This is a genomic window from Parafilimonas terrae, assembly GCF_900115755.1.
Lineage (GTDB): Bacteria > Bacteroidota > Bacteroidia > Chitinophagales > Chitinophagaceae > Parafilimonas > Parafilimonas terrae.
In genome coordinates, this window is sequence record NZ_FOXQ01000011.1 from 64249 (window position 1) to 87016 (window position 22768).

Genomic DNA, 22768 nt, shown 5'->3' on the forward strand with positions numbered 1-22768 from the left:
ACCTGGATGGCATTGTTTGATATCAAACTTCCTGAAACTATTCGTGCACGACTTGGCCTGCCGCAAAATGATTTTAAAAGGCAGCAGGAACGTGTATTGCGGAAATTATTACATAAAGCAAGATTTACCGAGTTTGGCCAGCAATACCGTTTTGATGAAATCGGGTTGCAGGAAAACTGTGTTAAGCTGTTTCAGCAAAAGGTTCCCCTGTTTAATTATAACAAAATTTATGATGCCTGGTGGCACCGTTCACTTCAGGGTTACCCGGATGTTTGCTGGCCCGGCAGAATAAAATATTATGCTTTAAGCAGCGGCACCAGCGAGGCTGCAAGTAAATATATTCCTATAACAAACGATTTGCTTAAAGGCAACCGCGTGGTGATGATACGCCAGATACTTTCACTGCGTAACTATAACGATATTCCTGTTCGTTCCATTGGAAAGGGATGGCTTATGCTGGGTGGCAGCACAGCTTTGCAAAAAGGCGGTGGTTATTATGCCGGCGACTTAAGCGGCATTACAGCAAAAAAGGTCCCGTTCTGGTTTCAGCCGTTTTATAAACCGGGCAAAAAAATTGCACGGCAACGTAATTGGAACCGCAAGCTGAGGGAAATTGTAAAGAAAGCGCCTGAATGGGATATTGGTTTTATTGTTGGCGTACCGGCCTGGATACAAATGTGTATGGAGATGATTATTGAAGAATATAATCTTAAAACCATACACGATATATGGCCCAACCTTGCCTTTTATGTACATGGCGGCGTAAGCTTTCAGCCTTATAAAAAAAGCTTTGAAAAATTGCTGGCTAAACCACTTACCTATATTGAAACCTATCTTGCAAGCGAAGGTTTTTTTGCTTACCAGGACAGGCCTAATTCAAAAGGCATGCGGCTTGTGACCAATGAGCATATTTTTCATGAATTTATTCCGTTTGATGACAAGAATTTTGATGCAAACGGAGACCCTGTTGAAAACCCGCAGGTATTAACCGTTGCAGAAGTTGAAGAACATAAAGACTATGTATTGGTAATTAGTACCAGCGCCGGCGCCTGGCGGTATATTGTAGGCGATACCATTCGTTTTACAGATAAACAACGCTGCGAAATTGTTATTACCGGCAGAACCAAACATTACCTGAGTTTGGTGGGCGAGCATTTGAGCGTGGAGAATATGAATAAAGCCATAGAGCTTGCCAGCAGCGATATGAATATTTCTATTCCCGAGTTTGCCGTGGTGGGCGAACCCTATCAAAATTTATTTGCCCATCATTGGTATGTGGCCTGCGATGATGCGGTAAATGCAGAAACACTCCGCTTTAAAATAGATGATTATCTTAAACAGTTAAATGATGATTATGCCACAGAAAGAGGCCATGCATTAAAAGAAGTTTTTCTGGATGTCTTGCCTGAAAAAACCTTTATACAATTCATGCGTTCGCTTGGCAAGATTGGCGGCCAGCATAAATTTCCACGTGTATTAAAAGGTAAAATGCTGGAAGACTGGAAAACATTCCTGGCAAATGAAATGATACCTGCAAAACGCTAACTAATGTTTTAAAGGCCTTTTCTTAATCATTCCGCCTCTTGTATCTTTCACACTATTCATTACAATAAAAGCTTCACTGTCTATTTTGTCAATTTCAGCAGTGAGTTTGCTCAGCTCAAGGCGCGTTATAACTGTATAAAGAATATCCCGCTCTTTATTTGTGCCGCTCTTGCCAAAACCTTCGCTGCCTTTATAAATCGTTACGCCACGGCCCATTACATTAATGATCATCTTTTTTATTTTTTCATTATGAACGGATATGATGGTTACGCCCATATATTCTTCAATGCCTTCAATTACAAAATCAAGCGTTCGTGAAGCTGCGAGATACGTTATCATAGAATACAAAGCAACCTCGATAGTCAAAAAATAAGCGGCGAAAGAAAATATAATGGCATTTATAATAATGATAATATCTCCAATAGAAACATTTAGCTTTTTGCTTAAAAAAATTGCCAGTATTTCCGTGCCATCTAAAACAGCACCGCCGCGAATGGAAAGGCCAATGCCGGCGCCAAGAAAAAAACCGCCGAATACAGCAACCAGCAATGCATCATGCGTTACTTCCGGGAGATTTAAAAAAGCCACAACAATTGCCAGCCCTGTTATTGTTACGATTGTTTTTATAGCAAAAAAACGGCCTATAGTTTTATAACCGAGCAGTACAAAAGGGATGTTTACAATAATGAGTAAAATTGAAACCGGTACGCCAGACACTTCAGCCGTAAGCAATGATATACCGGTAGCGCCGCCGTCAATAAAACTGTTAGGCAATAAAAAACTTTTAAGGCCACAGGCCGCAGAAAAAATACCGCATACAATAAGCGCCCAGTTTCTTATGCTGCGTATTACATTTTTCCTGAGTTGCTTTTTACCTTTTGCAAGTTCAAAAGTGGAGATATTCTTTTTTGACGAGCTTTCCCAACTATAAAACAGGATAAGCCACCTGTAAAATTTATCCATTGTCGCAGCGTTTGAGTTACTCCAAATCTAATCAAATAAAAAAAATTCAGGAAGATTAAAACCGCTTCAACAGGTTTTTTATAGATTGATTTTGCTGAATATGGCTTAGATAAAAATATCATTATTTCTTATCCAGTTTACTTAGCCATTGTTCAGCGGTAACATCGCCCTGTACAGTTGATTGCATTAAAAGATCAGCGCCTTTGGAAACATTAAGCGGAAATACACAACGTGCATAATAATTCAGTTGTTTCAACGTGTTTTCGTCGTTGGCAAATGCGTATAGAAAGCCAAGTGTTGTTTTGGCCGGGAGATAATTTTTATCGCTTGCTTTAGTAAGCATTTCAAAAGCTTCATTACAATCGAGCCTGTCGTTCTTTCCCTGCAAGGCAAGGTTGGCATATTGAAACATTGCCTGCGCAATTTCCTGCTGCGACAACTGCTGGTAAATATCAAGCGCTGCATCTTTATTATTCGCTTTTAATAAATCCCTCGCATTGTTAAGTTGTTGCTGCTGCTCTGTTGTTATATGCAATAAAGAATCTGAAAGCACATTCTTTGCATTGTTATTTATTACATTGCTCTTATTATTTAACTGGATAGCATATATAAAAATGGCCGCGACAAATAAACCTGCCAGTATCCACAAAAAAGCTTTAGGTGCGCTGCTTTTCTTTTTTTGTATGATTACATTTTCACCTGATGCATTTTGATAAGATGTAACCGTTATTTTGCCGGAACGATATTGTTTCAATTCATTCTGCAGGTTCCTGTTTTCTTCAAGCAGCTTCCTGTTTTCCTGCTGCAATAATTTTACCTGGCCTGAAGCTTCGCCCTTCGCAAATGACACGCTGTTCTTCACAATAAATTCATGCAAAGCCATGCCGCTTGCAAACCGCTCTTCCGGTTTCTTTTCAAGACAGCGATATACCATTGCAAACAACCATTCCGGTATAAGCATTTCATTCTCTCTCTTCTCACTGCTCCACAATTCGGGCAAGGCTTTTCCACGCAAGGCAAAAATGTTTGGCGGCGTAGCTTCCATGTGCGCCAGCATCACAGCATTGCGTGATGTTTCACCCTTATCTTTTAACGGAAAGGGAACAATGCCAGCCAGCAATTCAAACATCACCACGCCAAAACTGTACACATCTGTTTCAAACAGCATGCGGCCTTCATTCTGCTCGGGCGCCATAAACTCTATTGCGCCTGCATGGCGAAGGCTTGTACGCCTGTCTTCATCGCTCATTATTGCCAAACCAAAATCGAGCAACACGTAATTTCCGGTACGTTTATTAAATTTTATATTGTTGCTTTTAATATCGCCATGTTTCACATTAAAGCGATGGCAATGCGCCAATGCGCCCGATAATTGTTCTGCAACCTTCAAACATTCTTTTATAGTAAAAACAGGATCATGGGGTGGCTTTAATAATTCTTCCAGGTCAGGGCCTTCAATAAATTCCATTTCGATATAGGGGAAATTCCCTGTTTCTGTAATACCTGAACTAACGAGTTTTACAACGTTTGGGTTTGGTTGTTCATTTACTTTCTTTAGTTTTTGAACCTCATTCTGAAAATGCGTAAAGTTTTTATCATCGGCGGTTTCGCTGTAAATAGGTGTGGGCAACAGTTTAATGGCAGTGATAATTTCGCCCATTCGCCTGCCTTTATACACAGAACCCTGGCCGCCTGTTTTAAGGGCGCCCATTGTTTCCAGGCCTGATGTTATGGTAAAAACTTTACTCATTTGTTGTTGCTAATTTTAAAAAACACTCAATATCCCATGTTCAATAAACAATATTCAATTGAAAAACCACATGAATATTGATTATTGAATATTAAAAGAAAAGAAACACTGCGCAAAGTTGCATGCTCTGCAAAGTCTCCTAACTTCATATAAACACGTCGTTCATTATTCCAAATAACTAAATTCCAGCAACGCCGATTCCCCCAAAATTACCTGGTCGCCTTCTTTTAAATGATAACCAACTTCCGTGGTAATCAGTTTTATCTCCGACCCTTTTTCCGGCTTCACTTTCACTTTATTGGCAGGCGGAATTCCGCCTTCATCTGCATATAAAAAAAATGCGCCAGCTTCTTCGCTCCATTCAATATGTGCATGCTGGCGGCTTACAGATTTATTGCTTTTATGATTGCTGCTATCCGGAAAAGCAATTTGATTCTGTCGCAAATAACCATCAGCAACCTGCACATTTTTTTCACGGCCGATATTAATTTTTTTGCCCGATGATTTAAGCGTATAAACAGCTTGCTCTGCTTCACCATTCAATACTTTCAAATAAGCAATCGCTTCGCGCCTGATGGTTGGTTTCTGTTTGGTTGATATAAACAAAGCTGCGCCGAGATCTGCTGATTTAATAGCTTCCGGCGGCACTTCTTCATCACAAAAAACCTGGAACTGCCAGCCTGCGTGAAGATTGATGTCAAAATCATCGGCAATGCGTTGTATCTCTTCTTTAAACAAATCTGTATTGTTTATATACACAGCGCTGTCGTATAAAAATTTATCCTGTGCATTGCAATTAATATATAAATGCATGCCTTTAATATCAGCGCCTTCGCCTTCCGCTTTTCTCAATTGATCTTTAATAAAATCAAGCAGGCCGCTCCTCAATGTTTTTACATCTTTAGGCTGTTTATCCTTTTTTAAAATGCTAAGCATGTTATCATTATTTATTGTTGATTATTTGCAGTTGGCTGATTACGGTTAACAGCAAGCTGTTTATTCGAAACAACCTTAGCAGGTTTCTTTTTCTCGTCGCCAAAACCTCTTATATAACCCATTTCTTTTAATATAGGAACAACGTGTTTGCCTGCCAATTTAACGGCTATGCTTGATCCCTGGCAACTTTCAATACGCACACACACAACAATATGGCCGCTGTCTTTTGGGTTAGGCGCAAAGAAAACATACAAGCCATCATTCACTCTTTCATTTTTTACAATGCGTTCCGGCGTTCCTGTTTTACCCGCGACACTCATTCCCAAATGCCAAACCTTTGGAAGGCTTTGTTCAATCATATATTTCGTCATCAGCTTTGAGGCAGAATCGCTTGCCAATTCAATACCCGGCAACAGTTTTGTTTGCTGCCCGCTTACTTTTAAAACATAACGGCTTTGCATCATTGTTCCATTGTTTGCAATCCCCGATGCGATACGCGCAACGGAAGCAGGCGTTGCAATTAATTCGCCCTGTCCCCACGCCATTCCCGAAATGCCTTTACCGCGTGTTCTTTTAATGTTAGACGGATTATAGCTTTTCAAACTTGCAAATTCTGTTTTACGCCAGAGTTGTTTCCATTCTTCCTGCTGCTTTTTATTATTCATATCATAGTCATAATAATAACCACCAACACCATGCAAAAACATGCCTGATTTTAAATACAGATCACCCATATATTCCTGCAACTGCGATTCATTGGCAAGCCTTATAAAGAATGAATTATTTGACCTTACAATAGCGCGTTCAATATTTATATTACCTGCTTCATCAGGTTCGTAACCTTTTGTACGAATAAGATCAGCAGGATAAACCTTAATAATTTTTTTCGATGCAGCAAGTCCTAATTTATTAAATGCGGCAAGCGCTGTAACAAGCTTTGCTGTTGAACCGGGCTGTGAAGCAATGGTAAAACCAATGTCATTATCTGTAATCCAGCCAGGCAATGCGTTTTGCTGTTGTGGCGTAAGATTAAGCATATCCCAGTCATTCACCTGCGGTAATGGATAATTGGCAGAAGCAAGCACATCGCCGGTTTTATCTTCCATTACAACCACAGAAACACGATTGTTCACCAGTGAGTCATCGCTTTGTAAAGATTGCTGTATCCTTGTTTGTAAAGCGGCATCGAGCGTTAAATGAACATCACGGTTTTTGTTTTTAAATGAATCAACGGCAGTACTGTTTATACCGGCAAGCAACAGCGGCGCCAATGCACTGTAATCTTTCTTCTCCACACTCATTTCCGTTGAAGTTTCAGGAAGAAAACGTTGTTCGTGATAACGTGTTGCACTTACTGAAAAACTGTTTTTAGGAATAGGAAAGCCACGCATTTCAGCCGCTTCGCGGTATTCAGCAAAATAACCGTTAGATGCACCGTTAAAAATATTTGTGTTGGCATCGCCTGTCCAGAAAAACATTTGTGCGCCGAAAGGATAATAACGGTCCTGGCGTTTATAAAACATTGCATTTATATCTTCTTCCGGAATGTTCAATGCCAGCAATGAGTCGCGTTGTGTGTTAATTAAATCCTGGTGGCTCGTTGCCAGTATCCGGCCATTCCTGTCTAATAAATTTCCTGCCTGCAGCCTGTTCATTAAAATACTGATGCGCGGGTTGTAACTAAACATCCTTGCGCCGCTTCTGTCGGCAACCAATGCCGGTTGCACAATCCATTTTGCATTACCAAGAATGTATTTTGTTACACTCACGCCAAGCAATATAATTGCGGCGCAGGCTGCTATCAATGCAGGCATAAGATTTCTATCTTGTTGCTGCGATATAAATTTCATTTGTACAGGCGACCCTTGTACAGTTGATGCAGATAATAAAAATCCTGCAGCCAGCATGTTTGCTATTAACGACGAACCGCCATAGCTCATGAATGGCAAGGCTACACCCGATAAAGGCAAAGCGCCAACTGACCCTCCTGCAATCAGCAAAAACTGGACGAATGTTGCAATACCAATTCCTGCACATATATAAAACAAAAACGGCCTGCCGGAATGCCTGCCGATAACAATGGAACGATGCAGGTAAATAAAGAATACAATAAAAACACTGATGATGCCTGCAAGGCCAAACTCCTCTCCCATTGCAGGTAAAATCATATCCGTGTGTGCTTCGGGAATTGTTTTGGCAAAACCTTCGCCGGCGCCCTGGCCTGTAATGCCGCCGCCTGACATGGCCCAGATGCCGTTTGCAATTTGATCGCCGCCAAACACTTCATTATTCCACGGATCCTGCCAGATAGCTTTGCGGTCAATTAATCTTTCCATCGGGCCGGGAAAATATTCTGCTATCAATGGTATTTTATCCAGTAATAAAAACGCGGCAATAACCACCAGCGCCATAACAGATGATTCGCTTATTTTTTTTGTGACAACTAATGTATAAATAACAAAAAACACAGCAGTAACAGCCGTTGCAGTCAATACATTATCCAATAACCAAACAGCCAGCACATAAAACAGCACTGATATTGCCATGTGGGCAAAATCGCCTCTTGAAAAAGAAAATAAAATAATAAAGGCAAAACAGCAAACCATTGCAGGGCCTAAATCGCCCAGCATTAGAAAAAGAAATATTGTTGCAAGTATTGCAATTAATGCAAATGCAAAGAAGCGGCTGCGTTTCGTCCATGTAAAATAAGAAGAGATGAATTTTTCATTCGTGGCAAAGAAGCCTGCAAGAAAAAATACTATAACAAATTTTACAATTTCGCTTGGCTGAAAACCGAAGAGGTTTACTTTAACGCCGCTGCCTTCAGGGCCGGTACCAAACAGCAATGTCATAGCCAATAAACCGGATGCAATAACAGCCCAGGGCCATCCATTTGAAGCAAGCTTCATTTTGCTGAAAACAAATAGACGGTAGAGTTTTGAATCTGTTGTAAAACGTTTTAAATCGAACAATAACAATAAGATTATTCCAACAATGCCTGCTATGAAATAGCCAATTGTATTTTTTGCCAAAAACCAATCCCGCAAAGGATCCTGGAGGCTGAATAAGGTTATGAATGATAAGCCTGTAATCACCATTATGGCTGGCAATATTAACTGGTCGGCATTTTTAAACCACAAGCTCATCACCACATGCAGCAACAGGAAACCTGCAATAAAAGAAATGGAGATTATCCAAAACCATTGCATTACTTCATCGGGCGTTCTTACAATAAATGCTTTTTCCTTTTTAAGCGAACTGAAATCTTTTGTGGAAAAGAGTTTTAAGCGGTGTGGTGAACGATAAAAATTAAAAGAGGCATCATGATCCAATTTTTCTATTCCCTGCGAATAACCGAAAGCATAATTCAATTGCAGCGGCAATATTTTATAAGTCTTGTCACCAGGAAGATTTTTGAAAACAAAATTACCATGCGCGTCTGTTTGTGCGTATGCCGTGAGCGATTGCAGTTGCTTATTGTTTAATGAGTCAACTGCATACAATTTTTTTACAGTGGTTGTATTTTGCTGCAGCATACTGTCAACTTCTTCCACATTGTTGCTGTATAAACTATCCTGCGGCAAAATCAATTGCAGGCGCACGATAACGTTTGGCACAGCAATGCCGGCTTCGTGTATAGAACCGCTGATGCTATGGCTGCCTGCATGCAAATCGTTAACGCTGCTAACCGCTGAACGATCCTTTTGCTGTAATGCAAACAATGCAGTTTCTTCATCTGTTATGCCTAACGCAATTCTTTCGCCCTGCACTCTTCGCTTGAATGTTTCACCGCCCTGTGATAAAGCAGTTTCGGCAAGTACGCTGTATTGCTTTTTATTCAAGTCTCCGATGTTATCAATGGACGCGCTATCTGCAAGCCTTGTTTTTTCAAAAGTTGAACTGATTAAATTTATATCCTTCTCATCGCTGAAATAACGGCCTTTTTGCAAAAGCGTTTTCATATTCCCGGCATAATGCACATCGTTCAGGTTAATCATTGTGCCGTTTTTCAAACGATCAGGCACCTCTTTAAAACCTGCGTTTATAACCAGGTACATTTTATAAAAAAGCACGGCCATTACTGCACTTAAAAGCAGTAAAAAAATCCTTTCTGTATTCCTGTTTATATGCTGTTTTGCTGGTGCACTCATCTTTCGTGTACAATAGTTTTAGCTGAATCAATTTTTAATAAAGCACTGTCTGAAATAACACCGGACACACGCGTATCAGCAGGCAAGCTGACAGCATAAGCAATAGGAACAACACAATTTTTAAACCGCACATCTTTTAAATGCACAGCGGTACCGCGGGCAATAAATGCCGTATTAAAATTTTCAAATGTTATACTGTCAAGCAGTACGTACTTGCACTGCGGAAAGAAAATAAAGGCTGCATCATTATAGCTTGAATCAGCAACAAGCAAAGCATTATTGCCGTGTATGATTAACGTATCAGATTTGATAAGCAAAGAATCATTTATTACAACCTTAGGATTATTACCAAAAAGATTTCTTAATGAAATAATATTTGATGTTGAATTTTTAATACTGTCTGACAGTTTTACAACCTGGCTGTTTCTTTCCATACGGGGAGGGTCGGGCATAACAACAGAAGCGCTGTTATTACCAACATAATCTTTGTAAATAAACCAGGAAAGCACTGCAATTAACAGCAAACAAAGCACTACGAGAAAACGAATGAAAGCGCCGCCATTTTTCTTAACAACAATTTCTTTTTTTATATATTCAACGGGAACTGCGGTGGCTATTTCTTGTTCCGGTTCCACTTTTTTAGCAACCGGTTTTGTAGCCTCATATTGTGAGGGCGATTTATCATTCTGAATTAAAACAACAGTTATATTATCTTTTCCGCCTGCAAGATTAGCGGCATCAATTAACGCTGCAGATTTTTGTTTTAATGTTTGTGGTGAACTTAAGATACCGGTTATCGTTCGGCTGTTGATCATATCATATAAGCCATCACTGCATAACAATAAAGTATCGCCCGGTAAAAAGGGAGACTCTCCTGTGTCAATATAATCCGGTTCAGAAAATTTTACTTCATCAAAGCCAAGCGCTTTATTTATTTCATTGCGTTTGGGATGGCTCATGGCCGCTTCTTCCGTTAAGCGGCCGCTCTCTTCAAGAAAGCCAACAAAAGAATGATCGTGAGTAACTTTTACCAACGAGTTATCGCGGAAGAGATACAGCCTCGTATCGCCAATATGTGCATAATAAAATTTGTTATCATTAATATCAACAAGCGCAAGCGTAACCACACAGGCCATCTGGTTATGCTTATCGCTTTTTTGTTTCTTTTCAAAAATCTTTTTGTTTGCTTCAGTAAGTGCTGCCTTGAGCAAATGAATTACATCGCCCGATGCATTTTTTAATGTATTAAGAATAGTTGCACGTGTAAGCGCTGCAGCAATTTCTCCGCCCTCATATCCGCCAACGCCATCAATAACACAGCCAACAATATATTTATCGTGCACAATTTTCTGCGCTATAAAATTATCTTCATTATTGTCGCGCATTTTGCCCGTATCCGTATTGCCGTAAAAGTTATCAGCCATCGTTCCTGTGCGTTTTTTTTACATCGCGAAAATTAGCCGCCAGCAATAACAGGCAAACTGCAAACAGCGATGATGAAAGAATAATATTTAACATGATTGATGTTTATTGAATGTTTTTTTCGTCAATCGTCAATCGTGAAACGTGAATGCAACAGCGTTTATTTTTTTATTTTCCCTATTGATATATAACAGATCAAACTGTCAGACAACTTTAAACAGGCTGCATTCAACATTTAAAATATTTTGACTGCCACATTCTAAAAAGCCCTTCGAAGTTTTCACGTTTGACGTTTCACGTTTCACGTTCATGATTTAAAAATATTCACACCCACAATACCATTCAGCACAATACGCGAATTAAGCGGCAGCGGCACCCAAACCGGGTTATCTGTATTGCTTGCCACTACTTCATTTTCATTTACCAATGTTTTTTCACCAAACGAAGCCAGGTAAAATTTTTGGTCATCGTTATTAAACTTTACCCGCAAATGCGGCGTATTCACCCATTCTGAGGGTATGCGAAAAACATCTTCCTTATCCGCAGCTTCATCTTTACCTGAAATAAGAATATCAGTTTCCCGCATATAATATTCAATCTTTTTTCCGGCAAATTCTTTATCTGGCACAATGGTTTCAAACCTTGCAAGTAATTTACTCTCACTGTTTTTTACGGCTTTATCGTGCATGCTAAAATGCTGGTCGTAAGCAATTTCATAATAGCCATCGCTGTAAAAAATAAAACCGTCCAATAACTCAGGGTTTACATCAAATGTTTCTGCAATGCCTGTTTGCCTTGGTATAAAAGTTACCCTTAAACTTTCTTTTTTTTGATGGATGCTGCCCGGCATTAATTTACCAATAACGCTTTTATCACCGCGTAAATATTCAGGGTGCGCTGCAAAGCGGAACACCCATTTACTGGAAGATGGAGCAACCACCTTTCCTTCATTGTTATACCGTTCAAGAATATTGTAAAATTGCTTTACACATTCCTGCACAATCAATCCGAAAATGCCTTTTTTGTTTTGCGTGAACTGTGTATAATCTTCTTCATTAAAACATACAATGTATTCATGAAAGAAAACAATGCGGTTGGCAAATGACAGCTCTTTTACAGAGTCTTCAAATTTCTGAATAATGTATTTATATATATCATCGGCAGTAAGCGGCGGCGCCTGTTTTATATCATAAGTGGCTTCCCGTTTCAAAAACCATTCGTGAAAACCCATGCGTTGCCAGAAAGAAGTTGTTTTCATTCGTGCATATTTATTTTTTCAGTTGTCTCATGCCCGCCTGAACAGCTCAGTCGGCAGAGAACCTCGCTATGTATATTCCCATTGTTGGGAAAAATTATCATACCTGGTTTCATTAGTTTTTATTTTTTTTTCCAAAAAGTCTTTTAAAAAAGCCGGGCTTTTTTTCAGGCTCTTTTTTTTGAGTTGTTGTACTTGCTGCTTTTTTTATTTTGCGTTCTGCTGCAAGTGCCTGGTTTGAAGCAGTGGTATCGCTTGCCAGCACATTCACTGCACGGCCATTATATTGCTGAATATGCTCCGCATTATTAAGCCAGATGCTATGCTGTTTACTATGTAAAATGCGTTTGGTGCCAAGTGTGCCGGGCTCTTTTCCTGAAGCCACAAATAAAGAATCCCAGGTTTCGCCGCCGTCTAAAGAATAGATATATTCTTTATTCACAACATCATAATAAGTGTTTTTTTCAGGATAGTAATAAAACTCGTAATCTTTCTGCAACACATTATTGCATGAACAGATCATCAAACTAAAAACAACAGAAAAACAAAACAATATTGGCGTTTGTTTCATTCGCAGATTTTTATTTTTTCAATGGGTTGACCGTTGAGAGTTAACTCAAAGATTATTCCACTAAAACGAAAATTATAATAAATACTTATATGAAGACAGCGAAAGAATTGTTAGAAGAAATGTAATTTATGAAAATATATAAATACCCGCGACCTTAGTGGACTATATGTCTTTATTCAGGTAAGCCCATCTGTTATTTTCTTTATGTTATGGCGATCTTTAAAAATTGTGAATGGTTGAAAAAAGGAGAACGTATTTCCATTGGGCCTGCTATTCACCAATATATAATCATCGTCAAATATTATTGTAACTTCTTCTCCCCATGAAAAGCCAGACATATTTGTTGTTGCAGTATAATAGCCTACACTATAATATTTTATATTATTAAACCCTGCTCGTTTCAGAGTTATTTCTATTTTATCTTGTGTCAACCCATGAATCTGAAATCGTTGAAAGATTTGATTTTGATAAAGTTTCTTGCCAACAAAAAAAGTCAAAAAAAATCCGGTCATCAAAATGATGATTGAACAAATTTTTAAACTTACAACGTTATTTTTAAATCCGGAAAGCGCTGCAAAAGCACCCACAACCACAATCCCAAGCGGGAACAGAATGAAAAAAAATTTACTATAAGCATCTTGTAATGTTATTCGCCAACGTCCATGTTTCTTTATATTTATCAGGTCCTCTTTTGTCATTTCAAAATGTATATTGTCAAGTCGAATCTGCTAATAAATACAAAAACTACCTGTAACATCCCCTCTTATCTTATTAAAACAAAACTGCCTTTCTTTAAATAGGGCTTATTGTTATAGTCCGTTGCTTCCACAACGTAAACATACGTGCCGCCTGGTTGTTTGTTCCCATTGTAGGTTCCATCCCAGCCTTTGTTTGGAGTGCCGGTATTAAACAGCAATTGTCCCCAACGGTTATAAATCCTGAAATAGAAAAACTGTTTCATTCCTGCAACCGTTACTTTATATACATCATTTACGCCATCACCATTAGGTGAAAAAGCTGTTGGAATAAATACCTGTGGTTCTGTTTCAAAAATGTAGATTTTAATGCTATCGTAACTGAAACAGCCTTCAGGCGTACTCACTTTTACTTTGTAGGAAACCGTATCCGGGCCGTCAGTAAATGTTGCAACAGGATTGGCTATAAACGGATCGCTTAAACCGGAAGCAGGCATCCACTGATAATTAGTGCCGCCTTTAGCCTCAAGCTGCAACGGTTGCTGGCGCACAATAACGGTATCATTACCCGCATCTGCCATCACCCTTGGAATAACCGATATTATAACAGAATCACTTACAGGTTTGGGACAGCCAATTGTATCTGTAACCGATAATATATATGTTGTTGTTGACTGCGGCCCGGCAAGTGGTGACAAACTGCGTGAATTTACCAGTGAGTTTACCGGCGTCCAAGAAAAACCGGAGCCTTCTATATTAGCGTGCAATTGAGTTGTGGTGCCATAACATATACTTATATCATCGCCCGCATCAGCGGAAGGATAAGGCACTACAGTTACATTAATTGCATCTGTTGCCTTGCATTTTCCAACTGAAGCGGTAACAGTATATTTTGTGTTTGATAACGGAACCGCTACCGGTGCTTTTGCAGTGTCGCTGCTTAAATTTTGTGCAGGCGCCCAGGAAAAATAAAGCGCGTTGGTGGATGGCGTAAGCAGTATGCTGTCTGTTTTACAAATAGCTGTATCGGCAGGCAATTCCAGCGACACTTTATCAATAACATTTACGACAACCGAGTCTTCAGCAACACAACCTTTATAGCTTACAGTAAGATTATATTTAGTGGTTTGTTTTGGATAAACATAAGGCTTCGCTGTGTTTGAGCCAATTAAATTGTAGGCTGGCAACCAATTAAAGGTTGCACCCTCCGTGGATGAAGATGCATTTAACCTGAGTGTATCAATGCTGCAGATGAGCGTATCCCTAAAACCCATGGCAACATTGGGGCCGGTATTAACCGCCAGCACTTTCGTAGCTGTATCAATGCAACCTTTTGAGCTGGTTGTAATTAATGTAATGATCTTCTGGCCGGTATCAAAATAGTTATGAGTTGGATATTGAACAGTATCACCAGGCGGAATAAAAATTCCGCCATCATTAATTTCATCCCCAAAATACCATTTCCAGGAATCAACAAATCCATACTTTGTTGTGGTTAAATCTTTTAAATTATACGGGTTGAATATGCAACTGCCATCAATAGAAAAATCTGTTTTAAAACCGGGGAATATTTTTACCTCCGCCTTCGCTGAATCTTCACAACCCTTATTGTTGTTAGCTTTAAGCCGCACCGTATAAACGCCTGTATCGGGGAAAGTATAAGTTGGAGAAGCTTCGGCAGAAGTATCAGAAGTAAGGTTGGTAATACCAAAATCCCATGAATATGTATAATTAGGATTATTGCCCGCTTTATTTACAAATGTAAAATCAAAACCATCACAGGTTATGTAAGACGGATCCAATTGAGCGCCGCCTAATTTACAATTAGACACTTCAAGATGCAGTTCTTTTCTTGTATGGCCAATATACTTTCCATTCCTGTATTCATCAATACAAACTGCCGCAACATAGGTGCCTGTTTTATCGGGGGCTATGCCTGAAAGTACGCCTGTTTTTGAATCGATTGAAACATTTGCGCCAAGCGGCCGTGTGCCGGAATAAGGGGAAATGTAAGAAATAGAACTATAGGGAGGCGCGGATGGATCTTCCACCACCGGTTCAAACTGCGTGCCGCCGGTTAATCCGCTGCACAGTGAATATACGAGTTCATCCCCATCAATATCTTTAGCTGAAAAATCGAAAGAAAAAGGAGAGCCAACGCAAATAGCTGATGCATCATTGAAACTAAAAACAGGGCTGTTATCGTTGCTGTTGCTCCCGCCGGGAATTGTAATGGTGTAAGTTAATCCAAAACTGTTTGAAACCGGCACATTTGCAATGCCGGCAATACGGCAGCAACGTTGCACCGAAAGCGTATAACCGTCTTCATTTTCAGGAACACTGATGGTGGTTGTATATTCTGCCACGAGATAGCATACATACGGAGGGTTTTGAAAACAAGGACCGAAATCATTTTTTGATTCAGTGGTTAAGGTGGCCTGAGGAATATATTTAACCATCGTTGGCTGTGAAGAATTTGCATCGAACACCGCCATGTAAATACCGGCATCCACCTTTTCGCGCTGGCTGCAGTCTGAATACTGATAGAAAGAAATTTTGTAATTAAGCGTGCTGCCAGTTTTACCTGTAAATGTATATTTCATCCAGCCACCTTTAAGATGGTCGGCATAAGATTTTTGTGCCGATAAAAGAATTATTAACACAAACAACAGTCTTAAAATATTTAAATTTTTATGCAGCCTCATCTATAAAATTCTTCAATACACTGTTTAATTCCACAGGCACTTCAAGCAAGCTTTGGTGAGCCATATTATTTATAATGTGAATGTATGCAATTTCAGGCGCATGCACCTGTTTTAATACATCATTCAAAGGGGCGGCAGCGTCTTCTGTTCCTGCAACAAATAAAACCGGTAACACAGTGTTTTTAAGCACACTGGTTTTATCTGCACGGTTCATCATGGCATAGTAATATTGCTGCAGGTTTTCTTTTTTAAAATGCCGGCCTTCTTCTATTAATTCTTTTACTATTTCATTATGCTTTTTTTTAAAGCCTGTGGTAAATAAATTAGGAGTGGTTGTTTTAAGAAAAGCATAGCCGCCATAAGTTTCCATTATTTCAATACCGCGTTTGCGGATTTGCTTTTTTTCTTCACTGTCTGCAAAAGCAGTTGAATGCACAAGGCCAAAGGCTTGTAATTTATGAGCATATTTTTCAGCATAAGAAAGCGTAACGTATCCGCCCATGCTATGGCCAAGCATTATGCAACGCTCAATATTTTCATTTATTATTATTGAATGAATGCTATCTGCAAGTTCATCAATGGTTAAATTATTCTTACCGGTTTCAAATAACGCGGATGCGCCTGAACCTGGCAAATCGGGTATTATAAGCCTGTAATAATTTTTCAAAAAACCGGATTGATTTTTCCATATTGCGTATGTTTCTGCAAAGCCATGCAACAATACAACGGAGAAACCCTTGCCGCAGGCATAATATGATAAAGGAGTGTTTTTATACGTAATGGTCTTTATCATTTTAAATTACCTTACGATACTTATTGGAAAGATTTATATACCTGTTTAACAGTAAAATTACCACAGGCAGCAAGGCAATATTTAACTGCTGTGGCACCCAGAACCATGTGGCAATAAATACTGCTGTAATAACGGCCACAATAAAAAAATAGTTGCTCAGCCAGGAAGGTTTTTTAATGAGGCAGAAAGCAACGGGAAGGTTGAATGGCAAGGCCCAAACTAAATTTATATTGTTTTTGCAAACGGTATGATCCGTAGCAAACCACATGAACAATAAAAGCAAGCCTATAAGGCCTGTTATATAAAGCAGCAAAGCATCAGCAAAGCTTGTGAATCTTTTTGCCCATTTTGCATGAAGCTTTGAAACCACAAAAAGCGCCACCGAAATTATGGTAAGCGTAATAAGCGGAATGTATTTGCCCGAAGACCCATCTCCGTTATCTCCTTTTAATAAAACGGTTTTATTTTTTGCCACATAAACGCCTTTATCAGAAGAAGTGGCAAGGCCTTTCATAAAAAATTCGGGCATAAACATCGCTTCATCATTTGAAACAACCTGGTCAACCCTGCCACCAAGTAAAATGTCTATGCCAATCTTCGTCCAGTGCTGGCCGCCTCTTTCCAGGTAATAATGAATCAGGTCTCTCGAAGTAGTTCCGGCAGGAACAATCCTGTTGTGTATGGTATCGCCCTGTATATTCTTTAAAACAATATCCTTTACCCTTGTTGTGCAGTTATCAAGCAGGAAATCATATTTATAAAAACGGTTATTGCCCTGCATATTGAAGTTAACGGCATTAATAATGTTTTGTTTTGATGCGCTGTCTATCTTCAATTCCTGTTCATAAACAGTTCGGTGGTCGTAAATATATTCATACATGAATTCCGGGAAAGCATCTGCAGAAGAATAATACAGCAGCTTACCACGCATAAATTTTAAATAGAAATTAGGCTGATCGAAAGTAAAGCCACCCCAGTTATACACTACATCAGTATGATTTACGCTGTCAATTATACGCAATGCAGTGTGGCCGAATAAAGAATACAGCTCATTGCCCGGCCCGCAGGTTATAACACTAATGCGCATATGCGCACTATTATTTTGAGCGTTGAGCAATGGTGAAATACAAAGCAATAAAATGCCAAGAATAAAACCTTTCATTCGTACATATTTGTTTTTTCAATGGTTTCATGGAACGCCCTGATCTACATTCCCCTATGTGAAAAAAATATTTTGCATGGGCGTTTCATCCGAATATTTTTTGATTTTTTATTTGCCGGATGAAACCTCACATATTTATCTTTCTATGATTAGAATTTTTTTTATGTGCGGTTTCATAAAACAAAATAAGCAGGTACGGTTTTAAATAATATTAAGCCATAATAAATTCAGCCGGCGGTATCAACTTCTATCTGCGACAGCCCAAACCGCTCGTTCTTCATTATATTTTCCAGTTTCCATTCTTTTCCCGGCTGAGAACCCGGGCAGGCCGATTTTTCTTCTTCATTAAATACAACAGCACAGCTTACCGGGTAGCTTCCATCTGTGTGAACAAACATTTCAACCTGTTCCCCAAATTCTGAAATAATTAAATTTTCCAGCGCCACTACTTCATCATGCGCTTCCAGCACATTTAAATAAAAAGGAAGGGTAAGATGGCAATCAATATGCAATACGCTGCCATATTTTATAATGCGCAGGTTATGTATATCAATCCAGTTTGGCCTTCTCTTTTCATTAAGCAACCGTACCATCCGCTGCAATAACTTCGTATCGGCCTCATCCATTATCCCGGCCAGTGAGCTGCGCACAATATTATAGCCGTTAAAGATAATTGCGAAGGCAATAATGCAGGCAACTATTTTATCAAGCCAATAAAATTTAGTGAATAAAATAATTACAAGCGTTGCAATAATAGCAAGTGTTGACCACGTATCAATTATTAAATGCCTGCCGCTCGACTGTAAAGCAAGCGAACTGTTGCGCCTGCCTATTCTTACACAAATAAAACCGGCAATAAAATTTACTACCGCTGTAAAGGCAATCAGCCACAGCCCTGTATCAAGCTTTTCAAGCGGCCTGTTTTGTATAAAATTTATAACAGCTTCGTAAAGAATAAGAATACCGGATGCAACAATCAATGTTCCTTCAGCCGCAGCAGAAACAAATTCAGCTTTGCCGTGCCCGTAAGGATGATCGGCATCTTTAGGCTTTGCAGCAATATATAAACTATACAACCCTATAAAACCCGCTATTACATTTACAATGCTTTCAAGCGCATCAGAAAGCACTGCCAGCGAATTTGTAAAATAATAGGCGATAATCTTTGCGGCAAAAAGTATTACAGACAAAGCCGTAATCCATTTTTGAACCCTGAAATTTTGTTGTGCTGTCTGCAATTGCCTTTATTAGATTTTAAAAACTGATACCGGAAATAAGTTTTATATAAATACAGTTTATCAATTTTCAGGTTTGGCTTTTGCCCCCATCAACGACTTAAACTTTTTAAAAAACCTGAAATAAAACTCTTTATTAAACAACTGCGAATCCCTCATAGCTTTTGAAGTTAAAAATACGCCAACCGGTACCAGGATAATAGTGGAAAGCCACATTCCGAAAGCTGCACTGGTAACACCCTGCTTGGCAAATTTTTCGCCGAAGGTGTTCAGCAAATGAAATAAAACAAAGAAGATAACGGCAAACACAAGCGGTGAACCAAGACCGCCTTTCCTTATAATGGAGCCAAGCGGGGCGCCAATCATAAAGAGCACAATGCACGCAAAAGACAAACTGAATTTACGGTTCCATTCCACCCGGTTTTTGCGCAGCAGGTTTTGCCTGTCGCTGTATTCGCCCTGCGCAATATCAACAAACCCTTTTACTGAATTTATGGCTGAAGATGACCTGTCATACACGGTTGTGGCCATACTATCGGGAATAATAGAACGAATATTTTTTAATGATTTATTTTTCAATGAATCGGGCAGCACCCAGGCACTGTCGCGGTATTTGTAAAAGACAAGCACGGGCTGCAACTGCGATTTCAAACGGTTTATATTTGAATCCCTCAGTTTTGAAATGGAGTCAATAGATAAATTAAGCTGATGAACTGTAAGCATTTTCGGGTCCCACTTAAACAGGCTGTCTTCTGTTCTGTTCATCTGGAAACTGCTTAAATCAAAATCTTTCTGGTAGTCTTTAAAGCCCATCCTTATAAAATCTGTATTGGTACTATAGCGGTTCCCGTTTTCCTGGTAGTTCCATCCGTCATGCAACGTAAATTGAAGAAAACGTTTATCCGGTGTTACTTTCATCACACCACTGTTGGCTACCAGGAATTGATCCTGCGGGCCATAATTCTTTTCATAAATAACTACGTTGTGAATAGTGCTGTCGTCTTTTTCTTTTTTACCCACCTTTATTACAAAGCCTTCAATCTTATCATAAAAAACACCTTCTTTAATATCCAGCGCAGGCTTGGTAACTATAATATCATATTTTAAAGCGTTTAGTTTAAGATTGGCAACCGGTATAATGTTATTGGCAAACAAGAAAGCAACAGAGCTTATAAGAATGGCCAGTATAAGCAGGGGCGCCATAAACCGCAGCAACGGAATGCCTGCAGATTTTATGGCAACAAGCTCAAAGCTTTCACCAAGATTGCCAAACGTCATGATAGATGAAAGCAGCAATGCAAGCGGTAATGCAAGCGGAACCGCTGTTGCCGCTACAAAACTTATGAGTTTTAAAATAGTAAATACATCAAGCCCCTTGCCTACAAGGTCATCAATGTACAGCCAGAAGAATTGCATCACCAATACAAACAATGAAATGAGAAAGGTGGCAATAAAAGGGCCGACAAATGCTTTAACAATAAGTATGTCAAGTTTTTTCAACACTTTGCAATAAGTTTTAAAATACGCTTATGCCCGCTACAAATGTAGAGCTTTCAAAAAAGGAATTGGAACTGGTTGTAAACAGCGAATTTATTTTAACAAAGAATAGAATTATACAAAAGGTGTATGATTTATTTGGCGTGCTGAGTGAAGATTTCAGAAAGATATTAAACAGCTTTTCAAATTCACTGCCGGGTGAAATGCATTCATCATCGCCAAAAATTTATAAAGGAGAAAATTATTTGGGACTGCCTTATATAATGATGGACCACCCAAGGTTTTTTAATAAAGATGATGCATTTGCCATAAGATGCTTTTTCTGGTGGGGAAATTATTTCAGTATAACACTTCAGCTTTCAGGAAAATTTTTCAACCAATATAAAGCTGCACTATCGCAATTCATAAAAAATAAACAGAACGAAGCCTATTTTATTTGCGTAAACACATCGCCATGGGTGCATCATTTTGAAGAATCAAATTACAAGCCTTTTAATGCTGTTCCTTCTGAAGAAATACTTCAAAAAGAGTTTATAAAAATAGCCGCCCGGCTTCCGTTAAATAAATGGAATGATGCTGAAATATTTTTTAGAAAGCAATACAGGGAATTTATTGAAATGCTGATCAGGGCTTAATTTTTATAATAAGCAATATTCAATTTGCAGAAGTTTACAATTGAACATTGCATATTGTCTTGTTCTTTCCCGGCTGATTCGGTCAGGCGGGGAATATTGAGTATTTCTTTCGGAAGAAATAGTTAGATATGGATTAATTACCTAACCGGTGAAAAAGTTCTTTAACCTGGTATTCCCAAAGCTGGGTTTGATCTTTTATTTCATTCTTCTCAGCAAAATCTTTTATAACCAGTATAGTTTGATTGGTGATTTCAGTTTTCTCAATCTTAAATTCAAAATATTCATCTTTTGGTGCGGTAAGCCAGTGAAAACGTATGAACTTATCAAGCTCAGAGTCTACAACCTCAGCTTTTTCAATAGAGCCGTTCCATGAAAAAATAAATATATTATCTCTTTCATCAACTTTATCAGCAAACCACTCGCCTAACCCGGCCGGTGTAGAAAGAAATCCATACAGGATGCCTGGCGAGCACCTTACGGCATATTCGAGGGTAAAAATTTGTTTTTTTGGCATGATGCAACTTTAATTTGTGCTTCTCAAGTTTGCAATAATATTAAATTATTATTAGCGCAAAAATTTTTTTACAAACTCTTTCATCTGTTTATTTTTTTGCTTTTTTCAATTGCCAGACGGAATACGCTTTAAATAATCATTGCGTTGGGCATACCAGAGATTTAAGGGCATTTCATAACTGTTTTAAACCGGTGACACGTGTTTTTCAGCTATTCCAGATTTTCCAGTTTTCTTCTGCCTGTAATTCAAGCATTTCGTAACCGTTTTTAATGGTGCACCCCGCTTCCTTTCCATACTGCAAAAATTTGGTTAGTGGCGGGTTATAAACGAGGTCATACAAGTAATGCTCCGGAGTTAATAAATTATAAGGCAATAAAGGAGCTTTGCCTGTATCAGGATAAGTGCCAAGGGGTGTACAATTAATGATAATATTGAATTCAAGAAATATTGCAGGAGAAATATCGCTGTATGCAATTGCCTTCAAGGATTTATTTCTTGAAGCCAGCAAATATTCAATATTAAGCTTTTTTAATACATATTGTATGGCTGCGGAAGCACCGCCCGTGCCTAATATCAGCGCTTTTTTATGATGCGGTTTTAACTGTTTTACAAACGATTTTTCAAAACCAATTGTATCTGTATTAAATCCCGTTTTTATTTCGCCCCGTATTTTAATACAATTACAGGCAGACATTTCTTTAACGGCATCATCAACGCTGTTTAGATAAGGTATAACAGATTTCTTGTAAGGAATGGTTACTGCCAAACCCTGCAATGAAGGATGATCGCGGAATATGTTTTCAATATCTGCAATATCAGGAATAGAAAAATTCAGGAAAGCCGCATCGGTAATATTTTCCTTCAAAAATTTTTCGGTAAAATATTTTTGAGAGAAAGAATGCGAAAGCGGAAAACCGATCAGGCCAAATTGCCGCATGG

At 38.9% G+C, this 22768-nt stretch carries 17 protein-coding genes; 2 read left to right on the forward strand and 15 right to left on the reverse strand.

From position 1 onward, the window contains the following. Positions 1-6 precede the first annotated feature (6 nt). Entirely contained in the window at positions 7-1545 is a 1539-nt protein-coding gene (locus tag BM015_RS16250; RefSeq protein ID WP_090660933.1) for a GH3 family acyl-acid amido synthetase, read from the forward strand. Here the strand turns inward: BM015_RS16250 and BM015_RS16255 are convergent, their stop codons facing one another. The 13 genes from BM015_RS16255 to BM015_RS16315 all read right to left on the reverse strand — a co-directional run bounded on the left by BM015_RS16255 (position 1546) and on the right by BM015_RS16315 (position 20686). Then, positions 1546-2508 (reverse strand): YitT family protein, encoded by a 963-nt coding sequence (locus tag BM015_RS16255; protein ID WP_090660936.1) that lies wholly within the window; start codon positions 2506-2508, stop codon positions 1546-1548. Between the two features lie 121 nt (positions 2509-2629). Beyond that, a complete protein-coding gene (locus BM015_RS16260; protein WP_090660939.1) occupies positions 2630-4258 on the reverse strand; it encodes a protein kinase domain-containing protein in 1629 nt (542 codons plus the stop codon). A 165-nt stretch (positions 4259-4423) separates the two neighbouring features. After that, complete coding sequence (locus tag BM015_RS16265) at positions 4424-5194, reverse strand: FHA domain-containing protein (RefSeq protein WP_090660942.1); 771 nt, start codon at positions 5192-5194, stop codon at positions 4424-4426. An 11-nt stretch (positions 5195-5205) separates the two neighbouring features. Continuing rightward, entirely contained in the window at positions 5206-9345 is a 4140-nt protein-coding gene (locus tag BM015_RS16270; protein WP_090660945.1) for an FtsW/RodA/SpoVE family cell cycle protein, read from the reverse strand. Next, positions 9342-10769, reverse strand: coding sequence for a PP2C family protein-serine/threonine phosphatase (locus BM015_RS16275; RefSeq protein WP_090660948.1), 1428 nt, complete (start codon positions 10767-10769; stop codon positions 9342-9344). Before BM015_RS16275 ends, BM015_RS16270 begins: the two co-directional genes overlap by 4 nt. 305 nt (positions 10770-11074) lie before the next feature. Then, entirely contained in the window at positions 11075-12025 is a 951-nt protein-coding gene (locus tag BM015_RS16280) for a hypothetical protein (protein WP_090660951.1), read from the reverse strand. Positions 12026-12137: 112 nt separating this feature from the next. Continuing rightward, positions 12138-12593, reverse strand: a complete 456-nt coding sequence (locus BM015_RS16285) for a hypothetical protein (RefSeq protein WP_143075902.1) — start codon at positions 12591-12593, stop codon at positions 12138-12140. 176 nt (positions 12594-12769) lie between these two features. Further along, on the reverse strand, positions 12770-13291 hold the full coding sequence (locus BM015_RS16290) for a hypothetical protein (RefSeq protein WP_090660955.1): 522 nt from the start codon (positions 13289-13291) through the stop codon (positions 12770-12772). Positions 13292-13356: 65 nt separating this feature from the next. Beyond that, positions 13357-15951, reverse strand: a complete 2595-nt coding sequence (locus BM015_RS16295; protein WP_177191939.1) for a T9SS type B sorting domain-containing protein — start codon at positions 15949-15951, stop codon at positions 13357-13359. 28 nt (positions 15952-15979) lie between these two features. Next, positions 15980-16786: an alpha/beta fold hydrolase gene (locus tag BM015_RS16300; RefSeq protein WP_090660962.1), complete on the reverse strand. Its 807-nt coding sequence runs from the start codon at positions 16784-16786 to the stop codon at positions 15980-15982. Between the two features lies 1 nt (position 16787). Continuing rightward, positions 16788-17948, reverse strand: a complete 1161-nt coding sequence (locus BM015_RS16305; protein WP_090660965.1) for an Lnb N-terminal periplasmic domain-containing protein — start codon at positions 17946-17948, stop codon at positions 16788-16790. A 227-nt stretch (positions 17949-18175) separates the two neighbouring features. Continuing rightward, a complete protein-coding gene (locus tag BM015_RS16310; protein WP_090660967.1) occupies positions 18176-19186 on the reverse strand; it encodes a cation diffusion facilitator family transporter in 1011 nt (336 codons plus the stop codon). 60 nt (positions 19187-19246) lie between these two features. Beyond that, positions 19247-20686 (reverse strand): LptF/LptG family permease, encoded by a 1440-nt coding sequence (locus BM015_RS16315; protein ID WP_090660969.1) that lies wholly within the window; start codon positions 20684-20686, stop codon positions 19247-19249. A 26-nt stretch (positions 20687-20712) separates the two neighbouring features. Between BM015_RS16315 and BM015_RS16320 the strand changes: the two genes are divergently transcribed. Next, positions 20713-21315: a hypothetical protein gene (locus BM015_RS16320; protein ID WP_090660973.1), complete on the forward strand. Its 603-nt coding sequence runs from the start codon at positions 20713-20715 to the stop codon at positions 21313-21315. Between the two features lie 133 nt (positions 21316-21448). Here the strand turns inward: BM015_RS16320 and BM015_RS16325 are convergent, their stop codons facing one another. Continuing rightward, positions 21449-21829 carry an START-like domain-containing protein gene (locus tag BM015_RS16325; RefSeq protein ID WP_090660976.1) on the reverse strand — a complete coding sequence of 127 codons (381 nt, stop codon included), beginning with the start codon at positions 21827-21829 and terminating at the stop codon, positions 21449-21451. Between the two features lie 205 nt (positions 21830-22034). Continuing rightward, entirely contained in the window at positions 22035-22766 is a 732-nt protein-coding gene (locus BM015_RS16330) for a shikimate dehydrogenase family protein (RefSeq protein ID WP_090660979.1), read from the reverse strand. Positions 22767-22768: the final 2 nt, after the last annotated feature.

Coding starts and splice junctions, on each gene's coding strand:
- BM015_RS16255 (WP_090660936.1), bottom strand. CDS start 2,508: ATGGATAAATTTTACAGGTGGCTTATCCTGTTTTATAGTTGGGAAAGC.
- BM015_RS16300 (WP_090660962.1), bottom strand. CDS start 16,786: ATGATAAAGACCATTACGTATAAAAACACTCCTTTATCATATTATGCC.
- BM015_RS16330 (WP_090660979.1), bottom strand. CDS start 22,766: ATGCGGCAATTTGGCCTGATCGGTTTTCCGCTTTCGCATTCTTTCTCT.
- BM015_RS16325 (WP_090660976.1), bottom strand. CDS start 21,829: ATGCCAAAAAAACAAATTTTTACCCTCGAATATGCCGTAAGGTGCTCG.
- BM015_RS16280 (WP_090660951.1), bottom strand. CDS start 12,025: ATGAAAACAACTTCTTTCTGGCAACGCATGGGTTTTCACGAATGGTTT.
- BM015_RS16260 (WP_090660939.1), bottom strand. CDS start 4,258: ATGAGTAAAGTTTTTACCATAACATCAGGCCTGGAAACAATGGGCGCC.
- BM015_RS16305 (WP_090660965.1), bottom strand. CDS start 17,948: ATGAAAGGTTTTATTCTTGGCATTTTATTGCTTTGTATTTCACCATTG.
- BM015_RS16275 (WP_090660948.1), bottom strand. CDS start 10,769: ATGGCTGATAACTTTTACGGCAATACGGATACGGGCAAAATGCGCGAC.
- BM015_RS16270 (WP_090660945.1), bottom strand. CDS start 9,345: ATGAGTGCACCAGCAAAACAGCATATAAACAGGAATACAGAAAGGATT.
- BM015_RS16265 (WP_090660942.1), bottom strand. CDS start 5,194: ATGCTTAGCATTTTAAAAAAGGATAAACAGCCTAAAGATGTAAAAACA.
- BM015_RS16320 (WP_090660973.1), top strand. CDS start 20,713: ATGCCCGCTACAAATGTAGAGCTTTCAAAAAAGGAATTGGAACTGGTT.
- BM015_RS16290 (WP_090660955.1), bottom strand. CDS start 13,291: ATGACAAAAGAGGACCTGATAAATATAAAGAAACATGGACGTTGGCGA.
- BM015_RS16285 (WP_143075902.1), bottom strand. CDS start 12,593: ATGAAACAAACGCCAATATTGTTTTGTTTTTCTGTTGTTTTTAGTTTG.
- BM015_RS16250 (WP_090660933.1), top strand. CDS start 7: ATGGCATTGTTTGATATCAAACTTCCTGAAACTATTCGTGCACGACTT.